We start from the raw sequence: 15,277 nt of genomic DNA on the forward strand, positions 1-15,277 counted from the left end.
AAAATGAACGAGAACGACGAAATTGAAATTGATCTGTCGCAAGTATTTGAAATCATCAAAAAACATTTCAAACCCTTCGCGCTGATTATCGTGGCCGCTTCGATTGTGGCTGCTTTGATCACACTGTTTCTGATACCTAAGAAATACACAGCGGAAGCAAAGCTGATTATTGTCCAGAAATCCAATCCGGACAGTCAACAGATTAGCTATAACGATCTTCAAACATCACAAAAGCTGGTGAATACCTATAGCGAGATTTTGAAGAGTGAAGCGATCAGTGATGAGGTGATTCAGAATCTGAAATTAGAAGATTTAGATACGGAAGGATATCAGAAAATCGTTAAGATCAGCTCTGTGAAAGATACGGAAGTCATTACGATTGCGGTAACGTCAAAGGATCCCAAAGAAGCCGCAGTGATTGCGAATGAGATTGTGGACGTTTTTCGAGATAAGATTTATTCCATTATGAACATTGAGAATATCACCGTTTTAAATACCGCAAAGATTCCAGAAAAAAAATCTAGTCCTTCGAATATTAAAAATACATTGATTGGTTTCTTACTTGGGTGTGTTATTGACGGCTGTATTGTAGTATATCTCTTATTGAATGATCGAAATATCCGGACCGAAGAAGAAATGAAACAGATTTTTGATTATCCGATTATCGGTTTAATCCCCGATATGACGCATGGGACAGGAGGTGCAGAGTAATGTTAAGAGTCGGCGACGAACTGATTACCTTAATTGATCCGGATGCACCCGCTTCCGAAGCTTACCGAACTTTGAGAACCAATATTTTGATGCGGAACTTTGATCGGGATATGAAGGTCATTAATATTATATCAACAACAGCTCAAGAAGGAAAAAGTACCTGTGTCCTCAATTTAGCCATGGTTTACGCTCAGTTGCAGAAAAAAGTCTTAGTCATTGATTTAGATTTACGTATGCCAACGATTCATAAGAAACTGAAGTTAAAGAATAAAAAAGGAATCTCGGATATCATCGGTCATCAAGCTGAATTTGAGGAAGTTGTTTTACAACCTTATGAAAATGTGGATGTCATTACCGCAGGAACGAAGATTCCATTTGCTTCTGAGTTTATCCAGTCGAACGCCTTGAAAGAATTCATCGAGGAGAGAAAGAAAGAATATGATTTAATCCTCTTGGATTGCCCTCCGGTTGGATTGGTTACCGATGGCATTGTGGCAGCTTCGTATTGCGATGGTACGATTTTAGTCTGTGCCTCGAATCGGAATGACCGGAAAGAATTACTTCGAGTCAAGGATCAATTAGAACAGACACAAGTGAATGTCATTGGAATCGTCATGACGATGATGCCGGTTCATCGAAAATACTATAACAGCTATGGTTATCGATATAGTGATACGCAGAAAAAGACAACACAGAAGAAAAAGAAGAATTCAATCATTTCATCCATCACGAAAAAGAGTGATAAGAAGAAATGATCGATATTCATAGTCATTTGATTTCAGGAGTTGACGATGGAAGTCAGGACATAGAAGAATCACTTTTTTTATTGAAGCAAGCAGAAATGGATGGAATCACAGAACTCATCGTTACTCCTCATTTTATGAAGAATGGAGAGTTCCGGATGAAAACGCCAGAGCTTGTAGAACGATTCAATGAATTGAAACAGGCTTATAAAGGGCCAATTAAGCTTCATCTTGGGAATGAGCTCTATATTCATCCTGACTTACCAGAACTGTTAGAAAAAGGTGAAATCTTAACCTTAGCTGAATCAGATTATATCCTAGTCGAGTTTCCATTTCAAAATTATAAAGATGAATATGATGAAATTCTTTATGAGCTGGCACTAAGATATCGAATCATTATCGCGCATCCAGAACGGTATAGTTATGTTCAGGGAGACCCGAACTTCTGTTTGCGGTGGCTGAACGAAGGATATTATTTACAAGCAAACCAAAATAGTTTATTTAAGAAAGAAACAAAGAAAGTTCTTGTTTCTATGATCGAACATGGCTTTGTCAGCTTTGTAGCCAGCGACGCGCATAACGAACATCGACCTTGCGTACTCTCAGAAGCAAAAGCATTTCTTGAAGAAGAATTTGGAAATACCATAGCATTCCAATTGATTGAGGAAAATCCAAGAAAAATTTTAGACAATGGAAAAACTTTTCATTATCAGATTAAGAAAATTCAGAAAAAGAAACGAAAATTAAATTTGAAAATATTTTATTCCTGACATTGATTCCGGTCATACTATTGCGTATATCTTTCATTATTCAAAAAATTAACGAAATTTACCAGAGTTCAAAGAAATTTGTTTAATGGTCTACTTTGGCAAGTAGGCCTTTTTATTTAGTAACTTGTTCATTATCTGTGTTCAATTGACACTTTCTTAATTCGTGTAATCCATTTCGTATTTCTCCATATAGCCAGCAGTAATCTTAATATAATTATGACTATGGTAAATATTGATGTGGCATAATTGGAGCAAGAGATAGCAGAGAAAGAAAGGCTCGTCTCTTAGTTCATATTTTCTTACCCGAAAATAAACAAAAAGCCCGTAAACACGGGACTTTTGTTCGACATAAGGAGGGTAGGTATGCCGCAGCGCATATAAAAAATCTACCCGCTGTTTGTCGTGGCTGAAGAAGAAAAAGTTTCAAAACCGGTTTTGACTGGAGTTTGGATGAAATAAAGACGCTCCCATCGTGGGAATATTTGAGGGAGAGTATAGTAAATGATGAATGGAAAAGTAAACAGCAAAAAACTGAAAATAGCGATGTTGGGCCATAAACGTATTCCGTCAAGAGAAGGCGGAATTGAAATCGTTGTAGAAGAATTATCTACCCGGATAGTTGAACAGGGACATCATGTGACCTGCTATAACCGTAAGGGACATCATGTAAGTGGCAAAGAATTCGATGACAGTGCATTGAGCGAGTACAAGGGTGTTCGCCTTAAATCAGTCTGTACGATTGATAAGAAGGGCTTTGCTGCAATAAGTTCATCTTTTTTTGCCGCTTTAAAAGCTGCATTTGGAAGATATGATGTGGTTCATTTCCACGCAGAGGGTCCATGTGCAGTGCTGTGGCTGCCGAAGATGTTCGGTAAGAGATGTATCGCAACGATTCATGGTGCTGGAGGCATAATAGGGACACAAAAAAGCTCATTCTTTTCTTTCAATGGAGCCTTGAACCTCATTACAGGAGGTGCAGCATGACGGGTAAGAATTCTACGGACAAATTGAGAATTGCGATGCTCGGCCACAAACGCATTCCTTCACGCGAGGGTGGAATTGAGATAGTTGTGGAAGAGCTGTCCACAAGGATGGTTCAGCTGGGTCATTCCGTTACCTGTTACAACCGGAAAGGACACCATGTTTCTGGTGCCGAGTTTGATGGAGAGGTCAAGTCTGAGTATAAAGGCGTGAAACTGAAAACTGTTCCGACCATTGAGAAGAAAGGTTATGTTGGTTTGTCGATTGCCACATTGCTTTCTCAGCACCATCAGGTAACCGCAGTTGATATTGTTCCGGAGAAGGTTGATCTGATTAACAACCGCAAGTCTCCGATTCAAGATGATTATATTGAGAAGTACCTCGCAAAGAAAAAATTGAATTTGACCGCAACGCTGGATGCGAAGACCGCATACGCTGATGCGGATTTTGTTGTAATAGCAGCACCTACAAATGTCTGCCCTGTGATATTAGTGAGGGGAAATGACAGGAAGAATCATGGGGGATGAGGTGCTCATGAGGCTGGAATGGGTGAAAATTGGTATTTTGGATAGACATAGAGTGGATAGTGATAATGTCATTTGAACACGTAATTCAGCATCATCTTCACAGGGGAATCAGTAAATAACGGTAAAAATTGATCTTCTGACGGTGGATACAGGTGGTTATGTGTATCTTAGGTCTATCCAAAGTGATTTAGTACGTGGAAAATCTGCATTTTGGATAGAGGATTGAGCATAGTGATAATGTTCATATGAGGACTGGAAAATGGCTTGAAATCAAGAGTTTTGGCGGATGAGGACAGTTTGGAAGTGTATAAAAATAGGATTCACTGCGACAGGGAGTTTATCCAAAATGATTTATTGCGGAGAAAGAAATATAGGAAGATAGCAACAAGTGGGTAGGTGTATCCGAGAAAGTTTAGTTGGTAAAAACTGAAAATAGAAAATACTAGGTGGGATGAAAATGAATAAGCAGAATAAAATAGACAACTAAATATCGCAATGCTTGGTGATGGAGTTATAATAGGGACAAATCCAAGAAAGCCTTTATTTACAAAGGTTTCAGCGGCTTAAGTTGATTTCCTGTTTCAATTTTTCATGCAAGGAAAGAACAGAGCCGCTGAGACCTGAGATAGAGGCAGGCTTCTGGTTGCTCTGTTTTGACCCAATCAAATGAGCATGAAAATAGAAAAGAGGGAGGTTGACTTGAGCCTGTGGCGGTCTGTTTTATAGCAGCCGTTATGGGCTTTTTGCCGTGTCAGGAGAAAAATTTTGAAGTTGACTCGTAGATTGAAAATTCAACTAGCGATCAATTCCTCAAAATTATGCAACACATATAGGGATAAGGTAGTGTGAAGAGAATGGATGAATGTAATGAAAAAATAAATATAAAGAGCTAAGAGGAGAAAAGAAATGCAGCATGTGTTTATAGTTGGCTCCAAGTCACTTGGAGCTTACGGTGGGTATGAGACGTTTGTTTATAAGCTGACGGAATATCATCAGAATAATGAAAAAATTAAATACCATGTAGCTTGTAAGGCAAATGGAGATGGTTGCATGGATGAAAGTAAACTTGAGGGTGTGACCAAAATAAGCGATTCTGAATTTGAATTTCAGAATGCTCACTGTTTTAAGATTCCTGTGCTGAACATCGGCTCGGCGGTGGCAATCTACTACGATGTAGTGGCACTTAAATATTGTTGTAAATACATTGAAAAGAATGGGATTCAGAATCCGATTGTCTATATACTGGCCTGCCGAATTGGACCGTTCATAGGGCATTTTTATAAGAAGATACATAAGCTGGGCGGAAAGGTTTATCTGAATCCGGATGGTGCCGGAGTGATAATAGGGACACAAAATATGGAGGTAGCAGCATGAGAAATAATAGAAAACCTCCGATGAAACAGAGCTTAAATATCGCTGGTTTCCAATGTCGTTTGTAGGAAACAATAAATTTGAGAGTTTTCTCTTCGGTTAACAGCCGGGGAGTTTATATAGAAATGAATTTGAAATTCACAAATGTAAAAACATAAACAATTAGGAGGAATGCAACATGAAAGGCATTATTCTTGCAGGCGGTTCTGGTACCCGTCTTTATCCTCTGACCAGAGTGACCTCGAAGCAGCTGCTTCCGATTTATGATAAACCGATGATTTATTATCCGATATCGGTTCTGATGAATGCGGGCATCCGCGACATCCTTATTATTTCTACACCGCAGGATACCCCTCGTTTCCAGGATCTGCTGGGCGATGGTCACCAGTTTGGTGTAAATCTGACTTATGCAGTTCAGCCTTCCCCGGATGGTCTGGCACAGGCATTCATCATCGGTGCAGATTTCATTGGTGACGATACGGTAGCAATGGTTCTGGGTGACAATATTTTTGCAGGGCATGGTTTGAAGAAGCGTTTGAAGGCTGCTGTCGAGAATGCAGAGTCCGGCAAGGGTGCAACTGTGTTCGGCTACTATGTGGATGATCCAGAGCGTTTCGGTATTGTGGAGTTCGATGCAAACGGTAAGGCAGTTTCTATTGAAGAAAAGCCTGTCAAGCCGAAGAGCAACTATTGTGTCACTGGTTTGTACTTCTATGACAACCGTGTGGTCGAGTATGCAAAGAACCTGAAACCTTCTGCCCGTGGTGAGCTGGAAATCACTGATCTGAACCGTATCTATCTGGAAGATGGCAGTTTGAACGTGGAGCTGCTGGGTCAGGGCTTCACTTGGCTGGATACCGGTACGCACGAGAGCTTGGTGGATGCAACCAATTTCGTCAAGACGGTGGAAACTCACCAGCATCGTAAGATTGCTTGTCTGGAAGAAATCGCTTACTTGAATGGTTGGATTTCCAAAGAAGAAGTTCTGGAAGTTTATGAACTGCTCAAGAAGAACCAGTACGGCCAGTACCTGAAAGATGTTCTGGATGGTAAGTACCAGGAGCATCTGTATTAAGCACATATATTATTAAACTACAAAAAATCAAAAAATACCCGCGCAAGGCGTTATTAAGAGAGGATACATATTATGACTATTATTGTTACCGGCGGTGCCGGATTTATCGGAAGCAACTTTGTGTTCCATATGCTGAAGAAATACCCTGACTATCGCATTGTCTGTTTGGACAAGCTGACCTATGCTGGCAACCTGTCCACGCTGGCTCCTGTGATGGAGAATCCTAACTTCCGTTTTGTGAAGTTGGATATCTGCGACCGTGAGGGTGTGTACAAGCTGTTCGAGGAAGAACATCCCGATATCGTAGTCAACTTTGCAGCTGAGAGCCATGTTGACCGCTCTATCAAAGATCCTGGCATCTTCCTCCAGACCAACATCATGGGTACGGCTACTCTGATGGATGCCTGTCGCAAGTACGGCATTACCCGTTATCATCAGGTTTCTACCGATGAGGTGTATGGTGACCTGCCGCTGGATCGTCCTGACCTGTTCTTTACCGAGGAAACCCCGATCCACACCAGCAGTCCGTATTCTTCTTCCAAGGCTGCGGCCGATCTGCTGGTTATGGCTTACAACCGTACCTATGGTCTGCCTGTGACCATCAGCCGTTGCTCCAATAACTATGGTCCGTATCACTTCCCTGAGAAGCTGATTCCTCTGATGATTGCTAACGCTCTGGCAGATAAGCCTCTGCCTGTTTACGGTGAAGGTCTGAATGTCCGTGACTGGCTGTATGTGGAGGATCACTGCAAGGCAATCGACCTGATTATCCATAAGGGTCGTGTGGGCGAGGTCTACAACATCGGTGGCCACAATGAGATGAAGAACATCGACATTGTTAAGATCATCTGTGATGCGCTGGGTAAGCCTTATTCCCTGATTACTCATGTTACCGACCGTAAGGGTCACGATATGCGTTATGCCATCGACCCGACTAAGATCCACAATGAACTGGGCTGGCTGCCGGAGACTATGTTCAAGGACGGCATTCAGAAGACTATCCAGTGGTATCTGGATAACAAGGAATGGTGGGAAACCATTATTTCCGGCGAGTACCAGAACTACTACGAGAAAATGTACGGTAATCGCTAAAGTCTGAGGGGGATTGTGGAATGAAAGTATTCGTAACAGGTGTCGGCGGACAGCTCGGACACGATGTAATGAATGAACTGGCAAAGCGTGGCTATGAGGGTGTTGGTACGGATATCGCCCCGGAATACAGCGGCGCACAGGATGGTACTGCTGTGACCACTATGCCTTATGTTCAGATGGATATTACCGATGCTGAAATGGTAGAAAAGGTCATTGCCGAAGTAAAGCCGGATGTAGTGGTTCACTGTGCAGCCTGGACTGCCGTAGATATGGCTGAGGATGACGATAAGGTAGAAAAAGTTCGTGCCATCAACGCCGGTGGTACGCAGAATATTGCCAATGTTTGCAAGAAGCTGGACAGCAAGATGGTCTATATCGGCACCGATTATGTGTTTGACGGACAGGGTACAGAACCTTGGCAGCCGGACTGCAAGGACTACAAGCCTTTGAATGTATATGGTCAGACCAAGCTGGAAGGCGAGTTGGCGGTTTCTAATACGCTGGATAAATACTTCATTGTCCGTATTGCATGGGTCTTTGGTGTCAACGGAAAGAACTTCATCAAGACCATGTTGAATGTGGGTAAGAAGTTTGAAACTGTCCGTGTGGTCAATGACCAGATTGGTACTCCGACCTATACCTATGACCTTGCCAGACTGCTGGTGGACATGGTCGAAACCGAGAAGTACGGCTACTACCATGCTACCAACGAGGGCGGTTACATCAGCTGGTATGATTTCACCTGCGAGATTTTCAAGCAGGCAGGATATACCACCAATGTGGTGCCGGTAACCACAGAGGAGTATGGTCTAAGCAAGGCAGCTCGTCCGTTTAACAGCCGACTGGACAAGAGCAAGCTGGTGGAAGCTGGATTTGAGCCGCTTCCTACTTGGCAGGATGCGCTGAGCCGTTATCTGAAGGAAATTGAGTATTAAAAGCTTTATATAGAGGTAAGACAATGGGACAGATTAAAGTCGAAAAGAATGTTGCAGGCATTGAGGGCCTGTGTGTAATTGAACCTGCTGTGCATGGAGACAGCCGTGGATATTTCATGGAAACCTATAGCCAGCGGGATATGGAAGAGAACGGTATCATTATTAACTTTGTGCAGGACAACCAGTCTATGAGCACTAAGGGGGTGCTGCGTGGTCTGCATTTCCAGAAAAACTTTCCCCAGACCAAGCTGGTGCGTGTGATCAAGGGCAGCGTGTTCGATGTAGCAGTTGATCTACGTTCTGGCAGCGATACCTATGGTAAGTGGTACGGCATTGAGCTGACCGAGGAAAATAAAAAGCAGTTTTTGATGTGTTCAACGGCAAGGGTACTGAGCCTTGAGAGCCAGACTGCAAGGATTACAAGCCGCTGAATGTATATGGCCAGACCAAGCTGGAAGGAGAATTGGCTGTTAGCAGCACCTTAGAAAAATACTTCATTGTCCGTATCGCCTGGGTATTTGGTCTGAATGGTAAGAATTTCATCAAGACCATGATAAACGTGGGAAAAACCCATGATGAGGTGCGGGTGGTCAACGACCAGATCGGAACTCCGACCTACACCTATGATCTGGCTCGTCTTCTGGTCGATATATGTGAGACAGAGAAGTATGGCTATTATCATGCGACAAATGCCGAATTGAGCGAAAAGGAAGCCGAACAGTCCGGAAGCAAATCCGGATACATCAGTTGGTATGACTTCTGCTGTGAGTTTTATAAGCAGTATGGCTTAAAAACAAAGATAATTCCTGTAACCACGGAAGAATATGGTCTGAGTAAAGCGGCAAGACCCTTTAACAGTCGTTTGGACAAGAAAAAACTGGTAGAGAATGGATTTACCCCACTTCTTACTTGGCGTGATGCCGTCGGCCGCTATCCGAAAGAGACAAAATTGTAAGGAGAAAATTGAAATATGGGACAGATTAAAGTGACGAAAGCCCCCATTGATGGGCTGTATGTGATTGAGCCTACAGTACATGGAGACAGTCGGGGTTATTTCGTAGAAACATACAATCAGAATGATATGCATGAAGCTGGCCTGGATATGGTGTTTGTTCAGGATAATCAGTCAATGAGTACGAAAGGTGTGCTGCGTGGTTTACACTTCCAGAAGCAGTATCCGCAGGGCAAACTGGTACGTGTAATCCAGGGAACAGTATTTGATGTGGCCGTTGATCTGCGATCAGGCAGTAAGACTTATGGTCAGTGGTTTGGTGTGGAATTAAGCGAGGAAAACAATAAACAGTTTTATATCTCTGAAGGATTTGCACATGGATTCCTGGTGCTCTCAGACGTAGCGAAGTTCTGCTATAAGGTAACGGATTTTTATCATCCTGGTGATGAAGGCGGCCTGGGCTGGAATGACCCTGAGATCGGTATCCAGTGGCCGAAACTGGAGGGCGAATACAAGGGCAGTGCAAGTGCAGAAGGCTACATGCTGGAAGATGGTACTGCATTGAATTTGAGTGATAAGGACCAGAAGTGGCTGGGACTGAAGGATACCTTCAAGTTTTGATTTAAAGCAAAAAAAAACTAGAAGGTAGGATAGAACTATGAAAAATACCCCATATACAGTTTTAATGTCTGTGTACATAAAAGAAAAGGCTGAGTATTTAAAATTAAGCATTCAGAGTATGCTCGACCAAACGATTCCGCCTGATGAGTTTATTCTTGTTAAAGATGGTCCGTTAACAACAGAACTGGAAGCAGTTGTGGAATATTACGATCAGAAATGTCCAGGCTTATTTACTATAATTTCGAATGAAACAAATCTTGGACTTGGACCAGCACTTGCAAAAGGTGTTGTTGTATCCAAAAATGAACTGATTGCGAGAATGGATTCTGATGATGTATCAGAAAAAACTCGATGCGAAAAACAACTTGCTGCCTTTGAAAAGGATTCAAAGTTAGAGATGGTTGGGTCATTCGAGGCGGAATTTATTGGAGAAAAAGACAACATTGTGTCAGTTCATCGAGTACCTGAAACACATGATGAAATCACAAAATTTATGCGCCGTAGGTGTGCTATTCTGCATCCAACAGTAATGTACAAGAAAAGTGCCGTAATCAGAAGCGGAAACTATCACTCTGTTCCATTATATGAAGACTATGATCTTTTTGCAAGAATGGTGCTGGAATACAATGTGCATAGTTATAATATTCAAGAAAATTTGTACTATATTAGAACAAGTGAGGATTTCTTTAAAAGACGCGGTGGATTAAAATACGCAAGAACAGTTTTGAACTTTAAATGGAACCAGCACAAAAAAGGATATATGTCGCTGACAGATTTTTGCATTAGTGGTTTGGGGCAGGCATTTGTATGTGTTCTACCGAATACATTACGTAAAGCTGTCTATTTGAAGTTGTTGCGATAAAAATAGATTGAGGACAATTATGGAAAAGGAACTGATAAGAGTTTTACATATTGTGCCTAATATGCAGGCAGGCGGACTTGAAACATTAATTATGAACATCTATAGAAATATAGATAGGACTAAAGTCCAGTTTGACTTTCTGGTTCATTATACCGGAAACTACTTTTATGATGATGAAATCAGAAGTTTGGGCGGAAGAATATATAAGTTATCAGTGCGCGACGACAACAATTTTATAAAATATTTGAAAGATCTGGATGTGTTTTTTAAGGCACATCCAGAATATAAGATTGTACATGGACATATGGAAAGTCTAGGACAGTTTTATTTTAAGGCTGCAAAAAGGAATGGAGTTCCTGTGCGTGTTGCACACAGTCATAATTCAGCAACAGAAGATACACTCAAGGGGAAAATTAAGGGACTTCTCTTGAAACGATATAAAGTATTTGCAACAGATTACTTTGCTTGTTCACAAACAGCAGGTGAGTTTATGTTTGCAAATAAAAAGTTTATTGTTCTGAAGAATGCAATCATTGTAAATAATTTTGTTTACAATGAAGATGAAAGAAATCGGCTGAGAAAAGAACTCGGTATTGAGGATAAAATAGTCATTGGTCATGCAGGAAGGTTCTGCGAACAGAAAAATCATAAATTTTTAATAGATGTTTTCAAGAAAATCGCTGATATAGAAAATAATGCGGTTTTGTTGTTGATTGGTGCTGGAGAAACCTTTGAAAGGATAAAGGAACAAGTTCGAGAGTATGGTTTGGAAGAACGTGTTTCTTTTCTAGGGGTTAGAAAAGACATTGCAAGCCTGTATCAGGTGATGGATTGTTTTGTGTTTCCATCACTTTTTGAGGGGCTTGGTATTGTTGCAATAGAAGCACAGTGTTCTGGTTTGCCAGTAGTTGGATCTGATGTTATTCCAAAAGAAGCTGCGGTAACGAATCAATTCCATTATATGTCGCTGGATTATTCGGCAGATGCATGGGCAAAAAAAATTCTCGAAGTGACGAAGCCGAAGAGAAAAGCAGAAATCGATAAAATTCGAGCTGCGGGATATGACGTGCATGATGTTGCGGAATATTTACAAGAGTTTTATATAAAGAAGTATTTGGAGAATTAAGAAAGCTAGAGGGCGGAAAGATGAAAAAAGTTGGTCTAGTTTCGGTGAGAAACTATAACTATGGAAGTATATTGCAAGCATATGCCTTGCAGCAGGAGCTGTTTGCAGCAGGGATTGATAATGAATTGATCTATTATAAAAAGCGTAATGTTGTTAAGCAGGCTCTTAGAATATTTAATCTGCCGCTCCTCATGGCAAAGACGAAAGATGTCTGGCGTGTACTTGAAGGAAAAACTAATCCGAAATTAAAACCGATTATTTCTGGAAGGAATAGAGCTTTTTCGAATTTTCTCAAAGATAATTTTGTATTTACACCGTGCTTAAGTGGCAGAAAACAGCTTGTTGACTACACAAAGAAATTTGATGCTTTCATTTTGGGAAGCGATCAGGTGTGGAATCCAATGTTACTTGGTGGGGATTATTATACATTAACTTGGGTGGATTCTCATCGTCCCAAAGTAACATATGCTTCGAGCTTCGGTGTATCCGAGATACCTGCGAGCCAAGTAAAAAAGACGAAAGAATACCTGTCTCGATTCAATATGATCTCGGTTAGAGAAAAACAGGGGGCAGAGATTGTTGAAAAATTGACGGGAAAAAAGGCTGAAGTCTGTTGTGATCCTACTGTGCTGACAGACCGGAAGAGATGGGACGAGCTTAGTGGAGATTGTCCGTTTGTGAGTGAAAAGTATATTTTCTGCTATTTTATTGGAAATAATCCAAGCCAACGAGAGTTTGCAAAAAAATTAGCACAGAAAACGGGATGCAAAATCTTAGCAGTTAAACACATTGATGAGTATATTAAAAGTGATGATGACTTTGGCGATATTGACTATTTAGAAGTCGGGCCAAAAGAGTTTGTCAATTTTATTAGATACGCCACATATGTATGTACGGATTCTTTTCATGGAACGATTTTCTCGATAATGTATAATAAGAACTTCTTTACGTTTAAGAGATTTTCAGATAGCCAGAAAAGCTCTATGAATTCGAGGGTAAAAAATATTCTTTCAATCGTTGGTTTGTCCAATCGCTTGTTTGAAAACTCAATTACTCCGGAAGTAGCACTCGCATATCAAGTGGACTGGTCTGATGTCAATAAGAGGCTAAATGATTTTAGAAAAAGTTCACGAGAGTATTTTGAAAGAGCCATAAAGTGCTTAAAGGGTGCACAGGAATGATTAAATTAGTTGAGAAAGACCACTGCTCGGGCTGCACAGCTTGTATGGTCTGTTGTCCGAAAGAAGCAATATCAATGTGTACCAATGAGGAAGGATTTAAATATCCAGTTATTGATAGAAATCGGTGCGTGGAATGCGGAAAATGTGTAAAGACATGTCCTATCACGAATAAGCAAAAGAAAAATTCAGTAGTAGCCTCTTATATCGCTATGAATAATAATAAGAATCAGCGTGAAGCAAGTGCATCAGGTGGTCTGTTTAGCGTCATAGCTCACTATGTCTTAGAGAAGAATGGCGTAGTTTTTGGTGCGGCATATGATGAAAAACTTAGGGTTAAGCATATAGCTATAGAACATGAAGCAGATTTAGAAAAATTGAGAATGTCCAAGTACGTGCAAAGTGATTTAGGTGATACATTTAAACAGGTGGACAAGTATTTGAAAGCAGATAGAGTCGTTTTGTTCTCTGGTACGCCTTGTCAAGTAGCAGGACTTAGAGCTTATATTAATAGAGAAGACGAAAATCTAATTCTCCTTGATTTGGTTTGTCATGGCGTTCCATCGCCAAAGCTGTTTGAAGACTATAAGGCTGCACTCTCAGAAAAATACGAAAGTGATATTCAGAACATATATTTTAGAAGCAAGGTCTTAGGGCATCACTTGTCCACGATTGCAGTTCGCTTTTCAAATGGAAAGCTAATTCACAGCAGACGAGTGGTGAAATCTTATCCGAGATTATGGTTTGCCGGGTTTGCATCACGGCCATCTTGCTATGCCTGCAGTTTTAAAGAAGAAGATCGTGTGAGTGATTTTACACTATTTGATTCTTTTAAGTCAGCTGGACAGTATGGCTTTAAAGATGATGATATGGGGCTGTCCAATGTGTATATTCGCACACAAAAGGCAATTGATTTGTGGAAACAAATCGAGGCTCAAGTTACTGCTGTAAAAACGGAAACAGCGGTTACGAATAAGAATGACGGAGACATGATCTATGAATCCGCAGTAAAAAATAAGGCTCGTGCAGAATTTTGGAGTGATTATGGAAAACTTTCATATACAGAATTAATTGATAAGTATATTCCATATTCTAAAAAAGAAGCCATTATGGATATGGTTAAACGGGCAATGGTTAGCACAAGCCTGAGTAAAAATTTGAAGATTAAAAAGCTACTTACAAAGATTAAAAAGTAAAGGAAGAAGAAATGAAAGTAATTGCATTCTATCTGCCACAGTTCCATGAAACGCCAGAAAATAATGAGTGGTGGGGACAAGGCTTTACCGAGTGGAATAACATGAAAGCTGCCAAACCACTTTTTGAAGGACATAATCAGCCAAGAATTCCGCTCAACAATAATTATTATAATCTTTTAGATGAGAAAACTCTGGAGTGGCAGACCGAAATTGCGAAAGAACACGGCGTATACGGTTTCTGCTGCTACCACTATTGGTTTGGAAGCAAGATGCTTCTTGAAAAGCCTATGGAGATTTATCTGAAAGATAAAAACTGTGATTTACCGTTTTGCTTTTGCTGGGCAAACGAAACATGGACAAATGCTTGGGCTGCGGAAACTGAGTCTGATCGAAAGACCTTAATCAAACAGGAGTACGGTGATAAAGAAGAATGGGAGAGACATTTCCAGTATTTGCTTCCGTTCTTTAAGGACGAGAGATACATAAAGGAGGCTAATAAGCCGCTTTTTGTGATTTATCGGCCACAGTATATTACAGAGCTGAGTGCAAGATTGGCTTATTATAATAAACGTACTCAAGAAGAAGGCTTTGACGGGCTGGTTTTTGCAGCACAGCATGTTTCTTTTTATGCTGAGAAGAGCGTCGATAAGTCAATGTTCAAATACCAGATTGAATATCAGCCAGGCTTTGCGTTTTATGATATGAGCTCTTGGATGCAGAAGCAGATGAGCGTTATTAAGCAGAATGTACAGACATGGGCAAGGGATCATTTAAAGAGCTTTAAGTCTGCTAAAAAGGCAAACCTGCAGAAATTATCGTATGATGAAGTATGGAATACAGTTCTAAATAGAAAAGCAGAGCCTGGAATGATTCCAGGGGCATTTGTGGACTGGGATAATACGCCGAGATATAAAGAAAAAGGTCGCGTGTTGACTGGTGCAACGCCTGAGAAGTTTAAAGAGTATTTTGGAAAACAGCTGAAAAAAGCGCGGGACGAATACAAGTCTGACTATATTTTCATTTTTGCATGGAATGAATGGTCAGAAGGTGGATATTTAGAGCCTGATATGAAAAATCAGTATGGGTATTTAGATGCAATCAAATCATGCGTTGATGAATTGGAAAGTGAGAACTAAA

At 40.8% G+C, this 15,277-nt stretch carries 16 protein-coding genes and 1 pseudogene; all 17 read left to right on the forward strand.

Going from position 1 to position 15,277, the window contains the following annotated elements:
- The first annotated feature begins 3 nt into the window (after positions 1-3).
- The 17 genes and pseudogenes from BQ7364_RS08815 (at position 4) to BQ7364_RS08895 (ending at position 15,276) form a co-directional block, all read left to right on the forward strand.
- Positions 4-711, forward strand: coding sequence for a YveK family protein (locus tag BQ7364_RS08815; protein WP_072684378.1), 708 nt, complete (start codon positions 4-6; stop codon positions 709-711).
- Positions 711-1,466, forward strand: a complete 756-nt coding sequence (locus BQ7364_RS08820) for a CpsD/CapB family tyrosine-protein kinase (protein ID WP_072684379.1) — start codon at positions 711-713, stop codon at positions 1,464-1,466. Before BQ7364_RS08815 ends, BQ7364_RS08820 begins: the two co-directional genes overlap by 1 nt.
- The gene (locus BQ7364_RS08825; protein ID WP_072684380.1) at positions 1,463-2,224 is read left to right on the forward strand and encodes a tyrosine-protein phosphatase; all 762 of its coding nucleotides are present in this window, start codon (positions 1,463-1,465) and stop codon (positions 2,222-2,224) included. Before BQ7364_RS08820 ends, BQ7364_RS08825 begins: the two co-directional genes overlap by 4 nt.
- 501 nt (positions 2,225-2,725) lie before the next feature.
- The gene (locus BQ7364_RS08830) at positions 2,726-3,208 is read left to right on the forward strand and encodes a glycosyltransferase family 4 protein (RefSeq protein WP_234973165.1); all 483 of its coding nucleotides are present in this window, start codon (positions 2,726-2,728) and stop codon (positions 3,206-3,208) included.
- Positions 3,205-3,678, forward strand: a pseudogene (locus tag BQ7364_RS08835) (hypothetical protein); the annotation flags it as partial. The gene BQ7364_RS08830 and the pseudogene BQ7364_RS08835, both read left to right, overlap by 4 nt.
- A gap of 960 nt (positions 3,679-4,638) precedes the next feature.
- Complete coding sequence (locus tag BQ7364_RS08840; RefSeq protein WP_083538506.1) at positions 4,639-5,106, forward strand: DUF1972 domain-containing protein; 468 nt, start codon at positions 4,639-4,641, stop codon at positions 5,104-5,106.
- Positions 5,107-5,281: 175 nt separating this feature from the next.
- Positions 5,282-6,178 (forward strand): glucose-1-phosphate thymidylyltransferase RfbA, encoded by an 897-nt coding sequence (gene rfbA, locus BQ7364_RS08845; RefSeq protein WP_072684381.1) that lies wholly within the window; start codon positions 5,282-5,284, stop codon positions 6,176-6,178.
- Positions 6,179-6,250: 72 nt separating this feature from the next.
- Complete coding sequence (gene rfbB, locus BQ7364_RS08850) at positions 6,251-7,270, forward strand: dTDP-glucose 4,6-dehydratase (protein ID WP_072684382.1); 1,020 nt, start codon at positions 6,251-6,253, stop codon at positions 7,268-7,270.
- Between the two features lie 20 nt (positions 7,271-7,290).
- Complete coding sequence (gene rfbD / locus BQ7364_RS08855; RefSeq protein WP_072684383.1) at positions 7,291-8,205, forward strand: dTDP-4-dehydrorhamnose reductase; 915 nt, start codon at positions 7,291-7,293, stop codon at positions 8,203-8,205.
- Between the two features lie 23 nt (positions 8,206-8,228).
- A complete protein-coding gene (locus BQ7364_RS08860; RefSeq protein ID WP_234973166.1) occupies positions 8,229-8,636 on the forward strand; it encodes a dTDP-4-dehydrorhamnose 3,5-epimerase family protein in 408 nt (135 codons plus the stop codon).
- A gap of 32 nt (positions 8,637-8,668) precedes the next feature.
- The gene (locus BQ7364_RS08865) at positions 8,669-9,160 is read left to right on the forward strand and encodes an SDR family oxidoreductase (RefSeq protein ID WP_234973167.1); all 492 of its coding nucleotides are present in this window, start codon (positions 8,669-8,671) and stop codon (positions 9,158-9,160) included.
- Positions 9,161-9,175: 15 nt separating this feature from the next.
- Positions 9,176-9,778 (forward strand): dTDP-4-dehydrorhamnose 3,5-epimerase, encoded by a 603-nt coding sequence (rfbC, locus tag BQ7364_RS08870; protein WP_072684384.1) that lies wholly within the window; start codon positions 9,176-9,178, stop codon positions 9,776-9,778.
- 37 nt (positions 9,779-9,815) lie between these two features.
- Positions 9,816-10,640 (forward strand): glycosyltransferase, encoded by an 825-nt coding sequence (locus tag BQ7364_RS08875; RefSeq protein ID WP_072684385.1) that lies wholly within the window; start codon positions 9,816-9,818, stop codon positions 10,638-10,640.
- 19 nt (positions 10,641-10,659) lie between these two features.
- Entirely contained in the window at positions 10,660-11,766 is a 1,107-nt protein-coding gene (locus BQ7364_RS08880) for a glycosyltransferase family 1 protein (protein WP_072684386.1), read from the forward strand.
- A 20-nt stretch (positions 11,767-11,786) separates the two neighbouring features.
- The gene (locus BQ7364_RS08885; protein WP_072684387.1) at positions 11,787-12,947 is read left to right on the forward strand and encodes a polysaccharide pyruvyl transferase family protein; all 1,161 of its coding nucleotides are present in this window, start codon (positions 11,787-11,789) and stop codon (positions 12,945-12,947) included.
- On the forward strand, positions 12,944-14,140 hold the full coding sequence (locus tag BQ7364_RS08890; RefSeq protein WP_083538507.1) for a Coenzyme F420 hydrogenase/dehydrogenase, beta subunit C-terminal domain: 1,197 nt from the start codon (positions 12,944-12,946) through the stop codon (positions 14,138-14,140). The genes BQ7364_RS08885 and BQ7364_RS08890 overlap by 4 nt, the downstream gene beginning before the upstream one ends.
- 11 nt (positions 14,141-14,151) lie before the next feature.
- Positions 14,152-15,276 (forward strand): glycosyltransferase WbsX family protein, encoded by a 1,125-nt coding sequence (locus BQ7364_RS08895; protein ID WP_072684389.1) that lies wholly within the window; start codon positions 14,152-14,154, stop codon positions 15,274-15,276.
- Position 15,277: the final 1 nt, after the last annotated feature.

It is taken from the genome of Holdemania sp. Marseille-P2844 (assembly GCF_900120005.1).
Lineage (GTDB): Bacteria > Bacillota_I > Bacilli_A > Erysipelotrichales > Erysipelotrichaceae > Holdemania.